The 19179-nt window shown below is 75.1% G+C and carries 15 protein-coding genes; 7 read left to right on the top strand and 8 right to left on the bottom strand.

Going from position 1 to position 19179, the window contains the following annotated elements; all coding sequences use genetic code 11:
• Positions 1 to 782: 782 nt before the first annotated feature.
• Positions 783 to 1415 (bottom strand): hypothetical protein, encoded by a 633-nt coding sequence (locus B207_RS0105410; protein ID WP_154675165.1) that lies wholly within the window; start codon positions 1413 to 1415, stop codon positions 783 to 785.
• A 286-nt stretch (positions 1416 to 1701) separates the two neighbouring features.
• On the opposite strand from B207_RS0105410, the gene B207_RS36700 reads away from it, so the two are divergent.
• Both B207_RS36700 and B207_RS0105425 read left to right on the top strand, forming a co-directional pair.
• Positions 1702 to 2607: a hypothetical protein gene (locus tag B207_RS36700; protein ID WP_154675166.1), complete on the top strand. Its 906-nt coding sequence runs from the start codon at positions 1702 to 1704 to the stop codon at positions 2605 to 2607.
• A gap of 171 nt (positions 2608 to 2778) precedes the next feature.
• Entirely contained in the window at positions 2779 to 3591 is an 813-nt protein-coding gene (locus tag B207_RS0105425; RefSeq protein WP_154675167.1) for a DUF308 domain-containing protein, read from the top strand.
• Positions 3592 to 4220: 629 nt separating this feature from the next.
• On the opposite strand, the gene B207_RS0105430 is transcribed toward B207_RS0105425, so the two are convergent.
• Together B207_RS0105430 and B207_RS0105435 are read right to left on the bottom strand one after the other, a co-directional pair.
• On the bottom strand, positions 4221 to 4856 hold the full coding sequence (locus B207_RS0105430; RefSeq protein ID WP_018635511.1) for a response regulator transcription factor: 636 nt from the start codon (positions 4854 to 4856) through the stop codon (positions 4221 to 4223).
• 286 nt (positions 4857 to 5142) lie between these two features.
• Complete coding sequence (locus B207_RS0105435; protein ID WP_018635512.1) at positions 5143 to 6486, bottom strand: aminotransferase class V-fold PLP-dependent enzyme; 1344 nt, start codon at positions 6484 to 6486, stop codon at positions 5143 to 5145.
• A 106-nt stretch (positions 6487 to 6592) separates the two neighbouring features.
• Here B207_RS0105435 and B207_RS0105440 point away from each other — a divergent pair, with 106 nt between their 5' ends.
• Positions 6593 to 7588, top strand: coding sequence for a 2-dehydropantoate 2-reductase (locus tag B207_RS0105440; protein ID WP_084692004.1), 996 nt, complete (start codon positions 6593 to 6595; stop codon positions 7586 to 7588).
• 21 nt (positions 7589 to 7609) lie between these two features.
• Here the strand turns inward: B207_RS0105440 and B207_RS0105445 are convergent, their stop codons facing one another.
• Positions 7610 to 8893 carry an L-2-hydroxyglutarate oxidase gene (locus B207_RS0105445; protein ID WP_018635514.1) on the bottom strand — a complete coding sequence of 428 codons (1284 nt, stop codon included), beginning with the start codon at positions 8891 to 8893 and terminating at the stop codon, positions 7610 to 7612.
• 101 nt (positions 8894 to 8994) lie between these two features.
• Positions 8995 to 10884 (bottom strand): glycoside hydrolase family 15 protein, encoded by a 1890-nt coding sequence (locus tag B207_RS0105450; RefSeq protein WP_018635515.1) that lies wholly within the window; start codon positions 10882 to 10884, stop codon positions 8995 to 8997.
• Between the two features lie 216 nt (positions 10885 to 11100).
• Here B207_RS0105450 and B207_RS0105455 point away from each other — a divergent pair, with 216 nt between their 5' ends.
• Positions 11101 to 11502, top strand: a complete 402-nt coding sequence (locus B207_RS0105455; protein ID WP_018635516.1) for a hypothetical protein — start codon at positions 11101 to 11103, stop codon at positions 11500 to 11502.
• 41 nt (positions 11503 to 11543) lie between these two features.
• Here the strand turns inward: B207_RS0105455 and B207_RS0105460 are convergent, their stop codons facing one another.
• The gene (locus tag B207_RS0105460; RefSeq protein WP_018635517.1) at positions 11544 to 12047 is read right to left on the bottom strand and encodes a PGPGW domain-containing protein; all 504 of its coding nucleotides are present in this window, start codon (positions 12045 to 12047) and stop codon (positions 11544 to 11546) included.
• 497 nt (positions 12048 to 12544) lie between these two features.
• Between B207_RS0105460 and B207_RS0105465 the strand changes: the two genes are divergently transcribed.
• The 3 genes from B207_RS0105465 to fabI all read left to right on the top strand — a co-directional run bounded on the left by B207_RS0105465 (position 12545) and on the right by fabI (position 15114).
• Positions 12545 to 13027 carry a cation:proton antiporter regulatory subunit gene (locus B207_RS0105465; RefSeq protein ID WP_018635518.1) on the top strand — a complete coding sequence of 161 codons (483 nt, stop codon included), beginning with the start codon at positions 12545 to 12547 and terminating at the stop codon, positions 13025 to 13027.
• A 31-nt stretch (positions 13028 to 13058) separates the two neighbouring features.
• A complete protein-coding gene (locus B207_RS0105470) occupies positions 13059 to 14273 on the top strand; it encodes a cation:proton antiporter (RefSeq protein ID WP_018635519.1) in 1215 nt (404 codons plus the stop codon).
• Positions 14274 to 14340: 67 nt separating this feature from the next.
• A complete protein-coding gene (gene fabI, locus B207_RS0105475) occupies positions 14341 to 15114 on the top strand; it encodes an enoyl-ACP reductase FabI (protein WP_018635520.1) in 774 nt (257 codons plus the stop codon).
• An 84-nt stretch (positions 15115 to 15198) separates the two neighbouring features.
• Here the strand turns inward: fabI and B207_RS0105480 are convergent, their stop codons facing one another.
• Together B207_RS0105480 and B207_RS0105485 are read right to left on the bottom strand one after the other, a co-directional pair.
• Positions 15199 to 15924 carry a DUF5701 family protein gene (locus tag B207_RS0105480; protein WP_018635521.1) on the bottom strand — a complete coding sequence of 242 codons (726 nt, stop codon included), beginning with the start codon at positions 15922 to 15924 and terminating at the stop codon, positions 15199 to 15201.
• A 374-nt stretch (positions 15925 to 16298) separates the two neighbouring features.
• A complete protein-coding gene (locus B207_RS0105485; RefSeq protein ID WP_084692005.1) occupies positions 16299 to 19178 on the bottom strand; it encodes a thiamine pyrophosphate-dependent enzyme in 2880 nt (959 codons plus the stop codon).
• Between the last annotated feature and the right edge of the window lies 1 nt (position 19179).

Here is a 19179-nt window from a genome sequence, read left to right on the forward strand (position 1 = left end):
CGGACACGGCCCGGAGTGCTGCCACCGCCGGGCGGGGGGGCGGCAGGAACGTCGTCGCCCGGGCCCGCCGGCCGGCCCGCCACGCCGGCTGCCCCCGCCACGTCCCCGAGTGCCGCACCGTCCTCCACCCCACGATCGACTGCCGCGCCGTCCGCCGGGGCGGCACCGTCCGGTAAGGCGTCACCTGCCGGGTCATCCCGCCCGGCGTCATCGGCACCCGGCACCACCGGCGGACCGGCGCGTTCCGGCACGCCTGGGGCGCCCGGTGCGCCGACCCGCCCGGCGGCCCCCGTCCGTCCGGCTTCACCGGCACCGGGAAGGCCCGGGGCCGCGGCGCGGGCGCAACCGGCCGCCCCGGCCGCCCCGGCTGCGCCTGGGCGGACGTCCGAGGTCACTCCGTCGCCTGCCTCCGGTGCACCCGCCTCGCCAGCCGCGGGAACCGCAGGGTCGACGCCGCCGGCCGCGTCCCGGCCGGCATCCGGCCCGGCGGCCCGCGGCGGCCCGCCCCGAGGTGGGCCCGGCGCCGCGGCGGCGGGCACCGGGGACAAGGCCGGTGTGACATCACCGCCGGCCGCGGGCACCCGGGGCGTGGCCAGGACCGAGCCGGAGCAGGCGGCCGGCGCGGGGAGACCCGGCGCTGCCACCGCCAAGCCGGGGAGTGGCGGTGGGCAGCCGGGGAGCGGCGCGGCGCAGCAGAGGAGTAGTGCGGCGCGGCAGAGAGGTGGTGCGGCGGATCCGGCCGGCGGCACGGCGTCGCCGGGGGGCGGCAGCAGGCAGGGTGGTCAGGGGGCCCCCTCGGGCGCGGTGCGGCCCGGGTCCACCGCGAAGCCGGAGGGCCCGGCCAGGGCGGCGTCACGCGGCGAACCGGCCTCCCCCGCCCCCGCTGCCAAGGCGCCGGGCGCGACGCCACTGCGGCCCGCGGGCCCGTCAGACGCCTCCGCCCGGCGGAGCCCGTCCCCGTGGCCCTCGCCGCTGCGCCCGCAGCAGGGGCAGGCGTCCGCGCCGGCCGGTGGATCCGCCGCGCCGACGGCGTTCCCTCCACGGCCGGGTTCCTCGTCCGCCGGGGGGCAGTCCGCCGGGACCGCCGGTCGGTCCGGCGGGCGCGGTGACGCCCAGCGGCCGCCATCACTGTTCAACCCGCGCGGCGCTGCCTCCGCTCCACCCCAGACCTCCCGACCGGAGCAGACCTCCCGACCGGAGCAGACCTCCCGACCGGAGCAGTCCGGACAGCCGGCACCGTCCGCCCGTCCCGCCAGCCCGGCCAGCCCTGGCGGCCCGGCCAGCTCCGGCGGCGCCACGGGCTCACCCGCGCCGCCGCCGGGCCGGTCGCCGGCTGCCGATCGGGCGACCTGGTTCGAGCGGACCGCCGAGGGCGCCCCCGGACCTGGCGCCGGCGAGGGGACGGACGCCGTCACCGGCCACACTCCGGCCGTCTCCCGCACCCCGACGAGCCCGCCGTTGGCGCCGCTCGCTCCTTACACGCCGCTCCCACCGCTCCCACCGCTCCCGCCCTACAGGCCGGCCGCGGCGGCGGGCACGGGCAGGGAAACCGGCCAGCCTGGCCCGTCCGCACCGCCGGCGCCGGCGCCTTCCGCTCGTCCACCGGCACAGAGTCGAAGTGCGCCTCGGCCGGACGGCCCGCCGCGTGGCGGGCCGGCGGAGCCGTTCACACCACCCGAGCCGTTCACACCGTCCGCCGCGGTGGATCCGCCGACCATGCGGGTGGACCTGCGCCGGGCTGCGACCCGCCGGGCGCCGGCCGGCGACGACGGCGACGCTGGTGCGCTCCCGTTGCCCGAGCAGAGCAGCCACCGCCCGTTCGTCACCGGTACCAGAGGCGAAGGCGGCACCAAGGGCCCGGGCGGCAACACGACCGGGGGCGGTGGAGGTGGAGCCGCGCCGGACGCGCCACCGACCACGGGGGTGCCGCGGCCGGCGGCCGGCAGGGAGGGCGAGAGGACCGCCCGCCCGCACCGGGAGCCGGTCCCGGCCCGGGGGGAGTCCGCCCCGCCGCCTGCCGCGGCGGAACCGGTACAGCTGCCAGAGGCAGAGCTGGATCCGATACCGGTGCAGGAGCCGGAACCGGCGCTGCCCCCGGAACCGGCGCTGCCCCCGGGAGCGGGAGCGGCTCCCGGTGCGGGCCCGGCCGCCAGACCGCGGCCGCGTCGGCGTGACGCCGCTCTGCTGGCGCTCTCCGGAGGCGCGGCCGTGATCGCCGCCTTCCTGCCGTGGAGCACTCTGACCAGTGGCGACGAGACCCGTACGTTCACCGGTCTGACGGTGGGCGACGGGCGGTTGACGCTCGTGGCCGGTCTGGTCCTGCTCGCCGCCGGCCTGGCCGGGCTGCGCGGCTCGGCCGGCGATGCTGCCCGGCGGCCGGGAGGTGGGGTACTGGCCGGGGGAACGGCGGCCAGGCTGTCCGCCGTCCTGCTGGTCGTGCTGTCGGGCTTCGACCTCGCGTTCGGTCCACCGCCGCTGTCGTCCTTCCGCGCCATCTCGGCGGACGTCTTCGAACTCCGGCCCGAGGCGGGGGTCGTGGTCACCCTGGCGGCCGGTGCCGTGGCGCTCTACGCGGCGAGCCGTGGCGGGCGGGCGGGGCACCACTGACGACCCGGCGACCCGGCGGTCCGGCGTCGTCCGGACCGCCTCCGCCTGGTCCGTGCGGGCGGTGAGCGGCATGCGGTCGGTGTCCGGGCGTGGTACGACCGTCACGGGACGTCCGAGGAGCGGGGTTGGCTGGAGCCGGCGGCCCCGGGCATGCGGTGGCGGGAGGAACGGGTGGGGGAGCAGCGGAGCCCGTGGGCCCGGCCGGTCGGCAGGGAGGACGCCGCGCCGGTTGGTCCGGCCGGGAACGCGGGTGACCTGACCGCCTGGCGGGCGGCTGCCGCCGCCACCGCGGATCCCCGCTGGTCCCGGTCGCCGATGGCGGACGGGCGCACCGGTGGCGCGTCACCGTGGGCCGCGGACGGGTCAGCTGATGACGACGGCGGCTGGGGCCGGGGACGGCACCAGCCCTGGGACCCCTGGGAGGATCCGGGCGACGGGCCCGGCCCGACCGCCAACGGGCAGACCGGCTCCGACCCGGTGGAGGTCGCGGTGGGCCCGCCCGCGCGCGCCGGGGAGCAGCCGGAGGCACAGCCGGACGGTGGCGCGCGCCGGAGTCTGGCGGTGCTCGTCCCGCCGCTGGTCGTGCTGGCCGGCGGCGCGGCCGTCATCGGCTCGACGATGACGTGGGCGACGGTCCGCGCGTACGGCCTGATGGAGTTCGCCGTCCGGGGGACGGATCCGGATCAGCACGGCCATCTGACCATGGTCCTCGGCCTGCTCGCGATGGTGGCCGGCCTGCTGCTGGCCGGCCGGCGGGTCGACTGGGGGCGGGTGCTCGCCGTGGTGGCGGGCCTGATGCTCGTTCTGACGGCGGTGGTGGATCTGGCCCGCCTGCACCGCGACGGCCTGCTGATCGGGTCGGGCCTCGATGCCACGACGGACATCGGCCCCGGGCTGTGGGTCATCGGGGTCAGCGGCGCCGTCCTCCTCCTGGCGGGTGTCCTGGTGCGCTTCACCGCCCTTGTGGGGCCTGGGCCCCGCTGAGCGGGACCGGACGGAGACCGGGTGAGGCCTCGGTATCCGCGGTGGCACCGAGGCGGAGGTGAATGTGGCGGCGCCTCGGACGGAGCGGCGGGAGCCCGGACAACGGGCCCGAGAACAGGAATGGAAAGCACCGGAGGGAATGGGTCGGGGCAACCGCCTTGAGACCACACTGGAGACCACGGCTGAAGGATGTCCGAGTAGTTACCCCTGCGGGTTCGCCCTTACCGGCATGACCCCCGAACAGGGGACTGCCGGTGGCTGTATTTGGGTCATGACGTACGGAGATGCGCCGTGCAGACTGTGCTCATGGCACGCGGGTGACGGGGGACCGGACGTTCGGACCGGGGGGATACCGGACGGCCGACGACACCCGCGGGCCCCGGGCGCGCACTCTGTCGGGCACAGGGGGGCGCGAGGCATGCGCCGGACGCGGGGATCCGGCGTGCGCCAGGTGGTGGGTACCAACTGTCCGAGCTGGTACCCACCACGAATCCTGCCCGCCACGCCCGCCACGCCCGCCGAAGGCGGGCACATCGGCAGACGCGGGCACATCGGCGGACCGGGCCTCGGCCCGGGTGCGGACCAGGGGGGGACGGCTGGCCAGATCACCCCAGCAGAGGGTGGTGGGATCAGTCGAGGAGTCCGTCCTCGACCGCCCGCCGGTAAAGATCGATCTTGGTGTCGGCTTCCCGCCCGGCCCTGCGGTACTTCACCCGGACCCGCTCGATGTACTGCTTCGCGGTCTCCGGGGAGACCTCCATCTTCCGGGCGACGGTCTTGAGGGCCATGCCGGTGGCGTAGAGGCGCAGTGCCTCCATCTCCTGCGGCGAGAGCTGCGGGCGGTCCGGTGCCTTGTCGGTGAGCAGAACGAAGGCCAGGTGGGGTGAGACCCAGCCGTTGCCCGCGCTGGCCGCCCGGATCGCCGTCCCCAGCTCGTCCACGTCGTCGGTCTTGGTGACGAAGCCGCAGGCTCCCGCGCGCATCGCGCCGCGGACGGCCTCCGGTTCGCCGAGCGCGCTGAAGACGATCACGGAGGATCCGGCCTCGGTGAGGGCCTGGATGTTGCCGGGTGCCTCCGATCCGTCGCCCAGATCGAGGTCGAGCAGGGTGACCTGGGCCTGCCGGCCCGGCCCGGCCAGCAGCGCGCGGATCGAGGTGGCGGTCGCGACGAGCTCGATGCCGTCCAGGCCCGCGAGGACGTCGGTGAGCCCGCGCAGCACGATGGGGTGATCGTCGACCGCGGCGACCGAAATGATCGTTGTCACCGGCTCGTGGACTCCCGCTTTGCCGCTCTGTCGGTCACGGCTCTCCACCGTTTCTGCCCGCTCCCGGGCATAGGTATGACGTGTCCGCCCCCCACTGGAACGCCACCGGGCACGATGCCCGTAAGGGAGTTATTTCAGCAGATCCACGCCGGCGGTCACCAAGAGGCATCGGACGGGCGTCGATAATCACTCGCTTTTGCAGGCCTTGATAGTAATTTATGACTATTTTCTGGTGATGCTTGGTTCGGGTAAAGGCGGAGATCGGAGTCCGTCCCGCGCGTACGGATCAGGTGGGCCGGGCACCCGGCCGCCCCCACCGGTCGAGCGCCTCCGCGAGCAGGTCGAACTCGCCCGGGGTGGCGTAGACGTGCGGGCTGACCCGCAGCACCGGCCCGGTCAGCTCCGGTGCCCGACCGGCCGGGATCGGGCTGGTCAGGATTCCCGCCTCCTGGTAGAGCGCCCGGGAGACGGCGAGCGGGTCGACGTCACCGGGCGGGCACAGCGTCACGATCCCGCAGGGTGAGTCCGGCTCCTCGCCCAGCCGCCAGCCGGCGACGCCGCCGACGGCCCGCCGGGCGAGACGGGCGAGCGCGGTGATCCGGGCCCGCACCATCGCGGTGTCCTCGGCCGCCAGCTCCGCCAGCGCGGTGGCGAGCCCCACCCGGCTCGCCACCGAGGCCTCCCCGACCGACAGCCGGGCCGGCCCCGCCAGCGGCCGGACGGCGGCCCCGTCCCGTCCCGCCGTCCCGCTGGCCGGTGGACGCAGCTCGACCGGGTGCGCCGAGTAGAGGCTGGGCGCCCCGACCCCCAGGCGATCGATGACGTCGGGGCGCACCGCGACGAAGCCCGCCCCGCGCGGGCCGCACAGCCATTTGCGCGCGGTGCCGACCCAGGCGGACGCCGTGATCGCGCCGACGTCGACCTGGCCGAGGGCCTGGGCGACGTCGAGAACCAGATCAACCCCGGCCGCCGCGCACCGGGCCGCCACCTCGGCCGCCGGCTGCACGACCCCCCGCTGGCTGGGCACGTGGGGGAAGACCGCCAGCGCCAGGTTCTCCAGGCCGACACCGCGAGCCGGCGCAGGCGTCCCGCGGTGGCTGCCGAGCGGCAGCATCCCCTCGCGGTCGAGGCGGACGATGTCGATGCGCCCCAGCCGGTCGACCGGGAACTCGACGAGGTCGAGTTCGCTCCGGGACGCCAGCAGCAGCAGGTTCGCGCCGTAGTCGCCGGGCACGATGCCGACCCTGGCCCCCGCCGGCAGGGGCCAGGCGGCCAACAGGGCCGCGAACCCGGCGGTGGCCGAGTACTGGAACACCACGTCGTCTCCGGTCAGCTCCGGCCCGATGAGAGCCGCGAGGCGGGAACGTGCGCCGGCGACGGCGTCGGCCGCCTCCAGCTCGGCGACGTAGGCCCCGGCACGGGCCTCCCGCTGGAGATGGTCGGCCTGCGCGGCGACCGTCGCGACCGTCGGGCGGCCCGCCGCCGCGGCGTCCAGATGGACGACGCCGTCGTCGATCCGGGCAGCGCGCCAGCGCCGGCCGATCTCCACCCCCGGAACCGCGGGGTCGCCGCCGGGCGGCGGGACGGCGTCACCAGCCGCGACAACGCGGTCGCCCGTGCCGTGATCCACCAGCTCAGTCTCGCAGCGGGGCGGGCGGGAGCAAAGCTGATTCCCCGCGCCGCCGGCGGGCCGGTCGCCGGGGTCGCTGGTCGGACCCTCCTGGCAGGCTTGGCACATGGCTGTGTCTCCCAGCGCCGTTCCCGACCATGACGCAGCGGTGTTCCGAGGGCGGGTGGCCGGGCCCACCGACCCGGCCGAGCACGTCCGGCCGGCCCGGGTCGCGGTCGTCGGCGCGGGAGCCGTCGGCGCCTACCTGGCCGCCCGGGCCGGGCAGGCGGGCGCCGAGGTGGTGCTGTGCGTGCGCCGCGGCGCCTACGACCGGATCCGGGTGGTCAGGGACGAGTCGGCGGGCGGAAGCTTCGAGACGCCGTTGCGGGTGATCACCGACCCGGCCCGGCTGGACGCCCCGCTCGACTGGGTCGTGATGGCCACCAAGGCCCACCAGACCCCCGCCGCGATGGGCTGGCTGCACGCCGCCCTCGCCGCCTCGTCGGAGGGGCTGGGCGTCGTCGTCGCGCAGAACGGGGTGCGCCAGACCGAGCGGATCAGCCCACCGGTGCCGCGGGCCGCCGTCCTGCCGGCCGTGGTGTACATCAACGCCGAGCTGTCCGAGCCCGGTGTCGTACGCCACCTGGCGTACGGCGTGCTGCAGATCCCCGACAGCCCGCTCGGCGAGCGGTTCGCCCGGGTGCTGCCGCCCGGGGACATCCGCCTCGTGGACGACTTCGTGACGGCCGCGTGGTCGAAGCTGCTGAGCAACAGCGCGGCCAACTCGGTGACCGCGCTCACCGGGCGAGGCCTGGAGGTGCTGGGCCGTGCGGACGTCGCCGGGCTGGCGCTGGCCGTCATGCGCGAGACCGCCGCGGTCGGTCGCGCGGACGGTGCCCGGCTGCCCGACGACGCCCCGGAGCGCACTCTGGAACGGCTGCGCCGCCAGCCGCCCGGCGCCGGCACGTCGATGCTGCGCGACCGCCTCGCGGGCCGGCCGCTGGAACACGAGGCGCTGATCGGCACGGTGGTCCGCCTCGGGCAGCGGGCCGGGGTGGCGACGCCGGCCAGCGCGGCGCTGCTGCCGCTGCTGGCCGCCCTCAACGACGACCACGCCGGGTGAGACCGGAGACCGGAGGACGGATCAGGAGGCGCGTTCGGGCACCACGTCGGCCACGATGTGCTCGGCGATCGCCAGGGACGCGGTGGCGCCCGGCGAGGGCGCGTTGCGCACGTGCACGACCCGTCCGCGCACGGCGAGCACGAAGTCGTCGACGAGGCTGCCGTCCCGCGCGACAGCCTGGGCGCGGACGCCGGCGGGCCCCCGAACCACGTCGGCGGCGCGCAGCTCGGGGACGTAGCGCCGGGCCTCGGCGACGAACGCCCGCTTGCTGGCGGTGCGCAGCATCTCCTTGGCGCCGGTGCGCCAGTGCGTCTTCGCCATTGAGCGGAACCCCGGCCAGGCCAGGGTCTGCCGCAGGTCACCGCGGTCGAGGGTGCCCACGGTGTAACCCTCCCGCGCGGTGGCGAGCACGGCGTTGGGGCCGACGAGGATCTCGCCGTCCACCCGCTTGGTGAGGTGGATGCCCAGGAACGGGTAGCGCGGGTCCGGCACGGGATAGATGAGGCCGCGGACGAGGCTGCGGCGCTCGGGCCGCAGCAGCCAGTAGTCACCGCGGAACGGGATGATCCGCGGGGAGCTGTCCTCCCCGGTGAGCGCGGCGACCTGGTCCGAGTGCAGGCCGGCGCACGAGATCAGCAGGTCGAACGGGCCGACGGACTCGGAGACGGCGTGCACCAGACCGCCGTCCACCGACGATGTCCGGTGCGAGCCGTTGGGCCGGACCGCCGCCTGGCCGCGGACCCGCACCCGCAGCCGGACGCCCTCCTTGTCGTCGTCGACGCCGATCACCTCGGCGCCGGTGCGGACGGCGCCGCCCGCGTCGAGGATGTCGGCGCGCATCGCCCGCGCGACAGCCGGGTAGTCGACGATCGCGGTGGTGGGGGAGTGCAGCGCGGCGACGCCGCGGGCATGGGGCTCGATGGCGCGCAGCTCGGCGGCGTCGAGCATGCGGGTGTCGGGCACCCCGTTGGCGTCCGCCCGGTGGGCGATGTCGGCGAGGCGGTCGAGCTCGCTGTCGTCGACGGCGACGACGACCTTGCCGCACTCGTCGTAGCGGATGCCGCGCGCCTCGCAGTACTCGCGGAGCAGGCCGACCCCACGGCGGCACAGTGTCGCCTTCAGCGAGCCGGGCTTGTAGTACAGCCCGGCGTGTACGACGCCGCTGTTGCGCCCGGTCTGGTGCTGGGCGATGTCCGGTTCCTTCTCGAACACGGTGACCGTCGACCCGGGCATGACCTGCCCGAGCCGGCGGGCCACCGCCAGCCCCAGGATGCCGCCGCCGACGACCGCGATGTGCTCCGGCACCCGTGCCTCCTCCGCTTGTCCCGGTTGTTCCGGACCGGGCCCACAGACCGGTTCCACAGACCGGGCCCCTGATCCGGGGACCAGTATCCCGGCGGTGCCGGTCAGCCGAAGAAGTGGCCCGGGGGGTGCGCCCGGTCCGCCCGGGAGCGGGGGCGCCCGCGCAGGGCCTCGGTGAGCGTGCGGGCGGTGTTGACGAGCGGGACGTGGCTGAACGCCTGCGGGAAGTTCCCGGTCATCCGGCCCAGCTTCGGGTCGTACTCCTCGGCGAGCAGCCCGACGTCGTTGCGCAGCGCGAGCAGGCGTTCGAACAGTTCCTGCGCCTCGTGCACCCGGCCGGACAGCGCGTAGTTGTCGGCGAGCCAGAAGGTGCAGGCCAGGAAGGCACCCTCACCGGCCGGCAGGCCGTCGACGGCGCCGTCCTCGGCGGTCGGATAGCGCAGGACGAACCCGTCCTCCATCAGCTCCCGCTCGATCGCCGCGACGGTGCCGACCACCCGCGGGTCCGTCGCGGGAAGGAAGCCGACCAGCGACATGTAGAGCAGCGCGGCGTCGAGCTCCTTCGAGCCGTAGTACTGGGTGAACGTGTTGCGCTCACTGTCGAAGCCGCGCGCGCACACCTCGCGGTGGATCTCGTCGCGCAGCGCGGACCACCGCTCGACGGGGCCGGGCAGCCCGGACTCGACGATGCCGCGCACCGCCCGGTCGGCGGCGACCCAGGCCATCACCTTCGAGTGGACGAAGTGCCGGCGCGGGCCGCGGACCTCCCAGATGCCCTCGTCGGACTTGCGCCAGCCGGTCTCCAGGAAGTCCATCAGCTTGGTCTGCAACGGCCACGAGTCGTCCCCGCCGTTGTCCTCGGGGGCGTGGATCCCGGAGCGGAACAGGTCGCGGGCCGCGCCGTTGCGGCGGTTGGCGACGGCCACCCGGGCCACGTGCAGGGCGTCCAGGACCTCGCCGTAGACGTCCAGCTGGAACTGGTCGACGGCGGCGTTGCCCACCCGGACGGGGGAGGAGTTCTCGTAGCCCGGCAGCCACGGGACCTCGTACTCGGGCAGCCGGCGCTCGCCCGCCACGCCGTACATGATCTGCACCCGGGACGGGTCACCCGCCACCGCCCGCAGCAGCCACTCCCGCCAGGCGGTCGCCTCGCTGGTGAAACCCGCGTCGAGCAGGGCCAGCAGGGTGATGGTGGCGTCGCGCAGCCAGCAGTAGCGGTAGTCCCAGTTGCGGACGCCGCCGATGTGCTCGGGCAGTGAGGTGGTGACGGCCGCGACGATGCCGCCGGTCGGCGCGTAGGTGAGCGCCTTCAGGGTGATCAGTGAGCGGCGCACCGCCGGCTGCCACTGGCCGTCGTAGGTGCAGCCGGCCATCCAGTCCGACCACCAGGCCTCGGTCTGGCTGATCATCCGGCGGATGTCCTGCGGCGCGGGAGCCGGCTCGTGCGAGGGCCGCCAGGTCAGCGAGAACGGCACCGACTGCCCGGCGGACACGCTGAACTCGGCGTAGGTGGCCATGTCGTGCCCCTCCATCGGGGCGGTGGTCCACAGCGTCACCGAGTCGGGGCCGGCGACCGCCGCGACGGAGTGCTCGTCGAGCCGGCGCACCCACGGCACGATCGAGCCGTAGTCGAACCGGAACCGGGTCTCGGAGCGCATCCGGACCGAGCCCTGGAGGCACTCCACCAGCCGCAGCACGACATGGGCGCCGGCCCGGGGGAACATCGCGTCGACGATGCGCACGGTGCCCGAGGCCGTGGTCATGTCGGTCTCCAGCACCAGGGTGTCACCCCGGTAACGGCGGCTGACCCCGAGTACCGGCTCCACCGGCGCGATCTTCCAGTGGCCCGACTCGTCGTCCCCGAGCAGCGCGGCGAAGCAGGCCGGGGAGTCGAAGCGAGGCAGGCACAGCCAGTCGATCGAGCCGTTGCGCGAGACGAGCGCCGCAGAGTGGGTGTCGCCGATCAGCGCGTAGTCCTCGATCAGGGATGGCACGGCGTTCTGGTCTCCTCGCTCGAATCAGTACCATGTATCTCTGACAGTGATGCGCAGATCACACCGGGTGGTGCCGGTGGGCTCCTCGTGCTACGCCGCGCAAGGCCGTTCACCTTACGGACCCGCTGGACGGAATACGTTGACAGTGCCGGTGTCCGCCGCGGCGAGACGCCCACCGGACCAGATTTCGTGCCCCGCTGTGACAGGAATCGCCTGATGACGACGACCTCGCGTGCCCCCTGGCTGGGCCAGGCGCTGCGCTACCTGGCTGAACCGCGCCGTCGGGCGGCGGTGGTCCTGGGCGCCCTGGCGACCGTCGGCCTGGTCGTGTTCGGTGTCTACGCCGTCCTGGCGGGCCCTCCGCCGAAGATGGAGGCCGTAGTGGTCTTCGCCCCCGAGGCGACCACCGCGGAGAAGGAGGCCGTGCGCGCCGCCTGCCCGACAGTCGGGAACGCCCGGCAGGAGCCGCCCGACACCAGCGGCCTGGCCACCAGCCGCGCCTACCCGCTGCGTTACGACATCGCGCAGGCGTCGTCGGCGGACCGCGCGGCGATCTACCGCTGCGTGCAGGGCCAGCCGAAGGTGGTGGGCGTGAGCGAGTTCACGCAGGGCCAGTAGCCCGCCCGACGGGAGCGGGCGCGCCGCGGTCAGTGCCGCGGTCAGCGCTGCCGCTCGTGCGCGCGCGCCCGCTCCTCCTCCGCCTGGTGCTCCTGCTCCTCGCGCTGCTCCAGCAGCTCGGCCGGGGTGGGCAGGCCGGCTTCGCGGGCCTGCCTGGCCTGCCAGAGGCTGACGAACATCGTCGCCAGCACCACCAGGCCGGAGAAGATCAGGCTGCCGCCCGACCAGGGGGACGAGGCGGGCAGCGTGTCGACCACGATCCAGGCGACCCCGGCCGCGATCATGCCGAGCCCGAAGACGATGGTGAACGCCGTGGAGAACGGGTTCGCGGCGGCCTGGTCCGCCAGGTCGGCAGCCTTCTGACGGGCCTGTTCGAACCGGTGCCGGGCCCACTCGTACTCGAGGCTGAGAATGAAGAAGCCCAGCGCGATGATGAGGAAGCCCGGCCCCGGCAGGGCCAGCATCGCGATGCCCAGCCCGAGAACGGCCAGCCCGAGCACGGTGAGAACGATCCGTCGGGCGAGCCGGGCGCTTCGATTGAGCACGGTGTCGTCTTCCCGGCCCTGGACGGGCCTTGGGTCTCGCGCCCGGCGTGCGGGCCGCTGTCGGTCGGCTGCATCGGCGGGCCGGTGACTGCCGCGGGTGGCATGCGCCGTCTTCCGAACGGCTCAACGCCCTGTGCTGCGCGGGACGTTCCCACCTGGCCGGCGGGTGAACCGGCAGGTGGTGGACGTCCCCCTGCAGTGTGCGTGATGTGTCCCCGGTCGGGAGGCGGAACGCCTGTCGCCGTCGCGTCAGCACTCGGCCCGACCCGGGCCTATCGGTCGACCGGGCTAGGGTGGCGGGAAAGGGTGGCGGGAAGCGGAACCGGGCGGGCCGCGCCGACGTCACAATGGGCGGGCCACCCGGTATGCCGGTGGTGTCGTGGATGCGTCGGACATCGCGGATGCCCGGCGTCACGGGTGAGCCTCAGGGGTCGAATGCCGCCCTGGGCGCCGGGTTGTCCCGGAACCGGAGCGTCAGCGCTGACGGAGGATGTGAAGTGGACCTCGAGGAGACCCCGCTGCCCGGAATCGGGCTGCGGCACGACTTCAGCACCCGTTCGGGGCGCCGGCTCGGTGTGGTGAGCCGGCACGACGGGCGCCGGGACCTGGTCATCTACGACGCGGAGGATCCGGACGCATCCCGCGAATCGATTACGCTGACCCCGGAGGAAGGGGACGTGCTCTCCGAACTGCTCGGAGCCCCGCACATCGTGCAGCGGCTCGCGGACATCTCGCGGGCCTTCGCCGGGCTTGTCGGGGAGCAGATCGAGATCGCCGCCGGGTCGCCGTACGCGGACCGGCTGCTGGCTGCCACCCAGGCGCGTACCCGCACGGGCGCGTCGATCGTGGCGGTCGTGCGGGACCACCAGGTGCTCGCCTCTCCCCGACCGGACTTCCGGTTCCGCGCCGGCGACATCGTCGTCGTCGTGGGCACCCCGGAGAACACCGCCGCGGTCGGCCGGCTGCTCCGCGACGGCTGACCGGCCTGACAGAAGGAGCGACCGGACACCGGTGCACGACACAGCGACGACCTTTCTGGAGCTTGGCGCCGTCCTGTTCGTGCTGGGGGTGCTCGGTCACCTGGCGTCACGGGTCGCCATCTCGCCGATCCCCCTGTATCTCCTGGCCGGCCTCGCCTTCGGGCATGGTGGCGTCATTCCCCTCGGCGCGAGCGAGGAGTTCATCGAGATCGGCGCCGAGATCGGCGTCATCCTCCTGCTGCTCACGCTGGGGCTCGAGTACACCGCCGAGGAGCTCCTGCACGGCCTGCGCAGACAGGCGCCCGCCGGCGCGCTCGACCTGACGCTGAACGCCCTGCCCGGGGTGGTCGCCGCGCTCGTGCTCGGGTGGGGGCCGCTCGCCGCGGTGGTCATGGGCGGCGTGACGGCGATCTCCTCGTCCGGGATCATCGCCAAGGTGCTGGGCGACCTCGGCCGCCTCGGTAACCGCGAGACCCCGGTGGTGCTGTCGGTGCTGGTCCTCGAGGACCTCGCGATGGCCGTCTACCTGCCGGTGCTCACCGCGATGCTGGCCCACCACACCGTCGCCCGCGGCTCGCTGACCGTCGCGATCGCGCTCGGCGCGCTCGTTCTCGTCCTCTACATCGCGCTGAAGCACAGCGCGAAGGTCACCCTCCTCGTCTACAACGCCCGTTCGGACCGCAACGACGAGGTGCTGCTGCTGCGCTCGCTGGGCCTCACGCTCTTCGTGGCCGGCGTGGCGCAGCGGATGCAGGTCTCCGCCGCGGTCGGAGCGTTCCTCGTCGGTATCGCGCTGTCCGGGCCGGTGGCGGAGGGCGCCCGCGAGGTGCTGACCCCGCTGCGGGACCTGTTCGCCGCGGTCTTCTTCGTCTTCTTCGGGCTGCAGACCGACCCCGTCGACATCCCACCGGCGCTGCTCACCGCCTCCCTGCTCGCGATCGCCGGCGTCATCACCAAGGTCGCCACCGGCTGGTGGGCGGCCCGCCGGGCGGGCATCGCGACGATGGGCCGCTTCCGGGCCGGCGCGGCGCTGGTCGCCCGCGGGGAGTTCTCCATCGTCATCGCCGGGCTCGCCGTCGCCGCGGGCGTCAACCCGCGGCTCGGCCCGCTGGCCGCCTGCTACGTCCTGCTGATGGCCGTGCTCGGCCCGCTCGCGGCGCGATTCGTGGAACCGATCGTGCGGACGGTGCGCAACTGGTGGCGGTCCCGGCGGCCGCCGGAGGCCATGACTCCGCGGGACGCCTGAAAGCCGGGCCGCGAATCTGCGCCCCGGTGGCGGGAATCACCCGCGATGTTTGGCAGGATGACGCTCCATGAGCGGACTTCTCGAAGGCAAGCGCGTTCTCGTCACCGGCGTCCTGACCGAGGCGTCCATCGCGTTCAGCGTTGCCCGTATCGCGCAGGAACAGGGCGCCTCGGTGGTCCTCACCGGGTTCGGCCGTGGCCTGTCGCTCACCCGCCGCATCGCCCGCCGCCTGCCGACCGAGGCCCCGGTCGTCGAGCTCGACGTCACCGACGAGGAGCACCTGGCCGGCCTGGCCGCCAAGGTCCTCGAGCACGTCGACGGGCTGGACGGGGTGCTGCACGCGATCGGTTTCGCGCCGGAGTCCGTGCTGGGTGGCAAGCCGTTCGTCGAGGCCGCGTGGTCCGAGGTCGGCACCGCGCTGCAGGTCTCCACCTGGTCACTGGCGTCGCTGACCCGGGCCACCCTGCCGTTGTTCGGCGAGCGCGCCAGCGTCGTCGGGCTCGACTTCGACGCCACCGTCGCCTGGCCGTCCTACGACTGGATGGGCGTCGCCAAGGCCGGACTGGCGTCGGCGGCCCGCTACCTGGCCCGTGACCTCGGCCCGCGCGGAGTCCGGGTCAACCTCGTCTCGGCCGGCCCGCTGCGGACCATGGCGGCCAAGTCCATCCCCGGTTTCGGGCAGTTCGAGGAGGTCTGGGGCACCCGCGCGCCGCTCGGCTGGGACATGCAGGACACCGCGCCGGCCGCCCAGGCCTGCGTCGCCCTGTTGTCGGAGTGGTTTCCCGCCACGACCGGCGAGATCGTGCACGTCGACGGCGGGTTCCACGCCATCGGGGCGTGAGCGCCGCCCCGGTGCGGTGCGGGCCGGGGCCTTACCCGGCCCGCACCGGCCGCAGCCGGGCGGGCGCCCTGCGGGCGGGCTGGGTCAGCCGTGCCGGGCAGCGGCGGACGCGGTGCCGAGCCAGGTGTGGGGGTTGCCCTCCCAGCACCATCCCAGCTTCGGCGCCCGGCCGGAGATCCACATCGCCGGCACCCGGCGGTCACCCCGCCGTGATCCGGAGAGCATGAAGCAGTTGTTCTTCTCCAGCGCCTCCGGGAAGTGGGTGACCACGGCGATCCCCTCGTGGATCGTCAGCGGCGAGCGCCCCCGCTCGAGGACCGCGGGCAGCGCGTCCGCGGGACGGATCCCGCGGAACTCCTCCCCGCGTTCGATGTCGGTCAGCAGATACACCCCGGCGTGGGGCAGGTTGAGAATCGGCAGCGGCTGGTAGGGCCTGAGCCCGTCCTCACCGTGGTTGCGGTCGACGATCCCGGCGTCGGCGCGGCCGACGAGGGTGAGCAGCGGAACGAGGTCCTCAGCCCGGACAAGCTCCCCCGACACGACCAGGACGAACGGCATCCAGGACCGCGTCGCGGGCCGGTAGGGGCCGGGCAGGGCGGAGTGGGCCACCGCGCGCAGCGGCTCGCAGAGCGCCTCGAACTGCGCGGCGTCCATCCCCGCCAGCGCCGGGTATCCCAGTCGCACCAGGCCCGCGACCTGCCGGTCGAAGGCCAGATCGAGCGGATCGGCCCAGGCCGCGGGTTCCTGCCCGCCCGGCCCGAACTCGGTGCTTCGCGCGGCGGTGCCCAATGTCGCGGCGCGGCTCGGCATGCGGCATCCCCTCGGTTTCCTGGACGAAGTGTGGTTGTGCGACGTGCGACGTGCGACGTGCGACTGTGCGACGTGTGGCTGTGCGTGACCCCGGCCCTCGGCGCAGGACCGCGCCGTGGGCCGGACGTCCCCACCTCAACGGCGCATGGTTCCGGTGGGTTCCGGTGACTGTCGGGTCGGGCAGCCACGGAAAGGGGTGGTGCCGCTTCAGCCAGTTGACGGTTCAGGGGGCCGCCGCGTCGTCAGGTAGCTTTTCCGGCTGGTCACCGCTGCGCCTGGTAGCGATGGCCCTGCGATCGCAGCCGCGGTCGGTGGCGGCTCCGGCGACTGCCGTTTCGGGCGGGGAGGGCCACCCGGCGCAGGCGGTGGCCGCCTCAGCCGCCGGCGGACTCGTCGATCAGGTCGAGGGCCGCGCCGACGATGGTCGCCGCGTCCACCGGTACCCGCTCGCCCGCGGCCGGCGGCGGTGCCGGCGTGGATGCCGGGCCGCCCGTCGGCCCCGGAGCGGCCGAACCGAGCGTGGTGATGTGCGCCCCGTGCACTCCCGCCAGGAAGCCCAGCGCGCGCGGGTCACCGTCCACCACCGTCAGCAGCGGTCCGCGCCGGCCGGGCGGGAACAGCTCGGCCAGGATGGCCTCGTCGGCGTCGGCCAGCCCCCGGCGGGCCTGCAGCGCGTCGAACAACAGATCGGGGGATGTCACGCAGACCACGCCGATCTCCTGGCGCAGCCCCGCGCTGAGCTCGTCCGCGGCGCGTAGCACCTCCGGCATGACCGCACCCATGCCGACCAGGGTCACGGGTGCCGTCGGCTCGCCGCCGCGCAGCCGGTAGCCGCCCGCGAGCACGGCTGCGCGCCGCCGCCACCAGGCGGCCGTGTCGGTGGGCAGGGCTGCCAGCCGCTGGTCGACCGGCCGGGCACTCAGCCTGATCAGGCTGGACGCCCCGTCGACCCGGCCGAGCCGGTCCAGCGCCGCGAACAGGCACCAGACGAGGTCCTGCGCGAAGGCCGGCTCCCAGCCGGTGATCCCGGGCACGCTGACCTGGCCGTGCCGCCAGCCACCCGGGCGGGCCGGGTCGACCCCGGTGTCCGCGACGGCGAGCAGCGACCGCCCGTCGCCGGCGCCGCTGCTCGCCCAGCCGGGCAGCACCCGGGGAACAGCCATCTCGTCGGCGACGCCGATCGGCAGCAGCGGCAGCCCGAGCCGGCTCCAGGCGACGCCGAGCGACGCCAGCACGCCACCGAACGCACTCGCCGACAGCCCGCTGGCGACGTGGCGCCCGCCGTCGGCCGCTGGACCGTCCAGCTCCGAGGGGACCGCCTCCGCGGCGTCGTCGATCCAGCCGCGGAGGACCCGGTCGCAGTCCCGGGTGGAGATCGTCACGACCGCCGGGGCCGCCTCCGGGACGAGCGCGGACAGCTCCCGCAACGCGGTGCCGAAGATCTCCTGGGTCGACCGGAACCCCTGATAGGCATGCCCGGTGTGGGCCGGCAGGGGAGCGGGTGCGGCGAGGGCCAGTGGTGCCCGGTCAAGGTAGGACGCCACATGCCGGGCGAGCCGCCCGCCGGGCGAGGCCACGGGCAGCGGCGCCGCCCAGCGGTCGCCGGTGCGCCGCACCAGCTCGTGCCCCGGGGGAAGCACGGATTCCGCGGATCCCGTGGGCGGTGCGGACGGTGTGGCCCGCCCGGGGCCGCTGGTGGGCAGCCCGGCAGCGGCAGCGGCTGTCCCCGGGGCCGGGGCCGGGCCGGGGGTCTGCTCGGTCAGCTGGTGATCCCCGGAGTCCGGCGCTGGTGGCCCGGGGAGCGGGCCGGTGTAGGCGAACAGCACCGTGGGGCGGTCCGCGGCCACCTCGTCGAACGCGTCGATGACCAGCGGCAGGTCGTGGCCGCCCAGGTCGCGCAGTGCCGCGTGGATCTCGTCGTCGGTCAGACCGTCGAGCAGGCGGCTCACCCCGATCCCGGCGGCGCCCGGACCAGCGAGCCGGCGCCGCAGCTCCGGTCCGTCCAGGTGGAGCAGCGAGAGGTACTCGGCCGGCGCCATCGCGTCGAGCCGGGCGCGCAGCGCGACGCCGCCGGGTGCACCGAACAGGGCGTTGAGCCGGCGGCCGTACCGCAGGGTCAGCACCTGCCAGCCGGCGGCCTCGAACATCCGAGCCGCCCGGGCGGGCGACCCGACCCCGCCCGGTGGGACGCCGGCCGGGCCGGCCGCCTCGCCCGGCACGGCGCCGGTGACCAGGACCACCCAGAAGAGCTCGCCCAGATGCGAGACCCGTTCGTCGGTCACGGCCTCCCAGACGGTGGAGTCACGCAGCTCGGCGAAGTCGATGAGGCAGATCTGCCGGCCGTGCGGCGCCCGGTCGAACCGCGTGCCGGCGAACCGGCCGGCCAGCGCCGACCAGATCGTCCCCGTCGGCCCGACGTTGCCCGCCCCGGTCGCCCGCGGGGGCCGCCGCCGCGCCGCGCCGGCCGCGCCAGCCAGGTCGGTGCCGGCGGTGCCGGCGGAGGCGAGCGTCGTCGCCGCGCCGCCTGCCCATGTTCCTGTTCCCGGCCCTGTTCCTGGCGGTGGTGACGCGTCCGGTACGGGTGTGTCCGGGGCGAGTGCGTCCGGCGTGCCGGGAGCCGGCCCAAGCCCCTCGGCGGCGGTGCGCAGCACCTGGTGGACGGCACCGAGCAGCGGGCCCGCGTGCGGCGTGACCAGGACCCTGTCCTCGACCCGCAGCGTGTCGAACCACAGCGCGGCGGCGACGGTCGAGGCCGCCGCGCACATCGCCCGGTCGGCGTCGGCGTTCCGCGGGGCGCGTGCCCCGGTGGACTCCGCGTGGTCGATACCGGCCGCGGCGATCGCGCGCAGCCGGCCCTCGACCGCGGCGAGCGCACCCAGATCGAGCACGCCACCGGGCGGTCCCGGAACGATCTCGGCGGCAGGGGGCTCGCCGGGGAGGCGATCGACGCTGTCACCGACGGGCGGCGTGACCTCACCCGTCGTTCCGTCCCCGCCCACGCTCTCGGCGCCGCCGAGCTGGTCCGGGGCGCCTGCCCTGGCTGCCGGGCCGGCGCCGCGGCTCGGGTCCGCGATGCCCATGGGGCCGGCGCCGCCGGGCGCCACCTCGTCCACCGCGGGCCGCGGGCCCGGTCCGGTCCCGCCGGTGGGGTCTGGCGGCCCGGTCGTCAGTTCGTCACGTCGCCCATGACCGCCCGGTACGTACTCGCCCCCGGCGCGGATGTCCGTCCTGCGCACTCCCCGTCTCCGTCCCATC

The organism is Parafrankia elaeagni (genome assembly GCF_000374165.1).
Classification (GTDB): domain Bacteria; phylum Actinomycetota; class Actinomycetes; order Frankiales; family Frankiaceae; genus Parafrankia; species Parafrankia elaeagni.

Coding starts and splice junctions, on each gene's coding strand:
- B207_RS0105480 (WP_018635521.1), bottom strand. CDS start 15,924: ATGCCGAGCCGCGCCGCGACATTGGGCACCGCCGCGCGAAGCACCGAG.
- B207_RS0105485 (WP_084692005.1), bottom strand. CDS start 19,178: ATGGGACGGAGACGGGGAGTGCGCAGGACGGACATCCGCGCCGGGGGC.
- B207_RS0105440 (WP_084692004.1), top strand. CDS start 6,593: ATGGCTGTGTCTCCCAGCGCCGTTCCCGACCATGACGCAGCGGTGTTC.
- fabI (WP_018635520.1), top strand. CDS start 14,341: ATGAGCGGACTTCTCGAAGGCAAGCGCGTTCTCGTCACCGGCGTCCTG.
- B207_RS0105455 (WP_018635516.1), top strand. CDS start 11,101: ATGACGACGACCTCGCGTGCCCCCTGGCTGGGCCAGGCGCTGCGCTAC.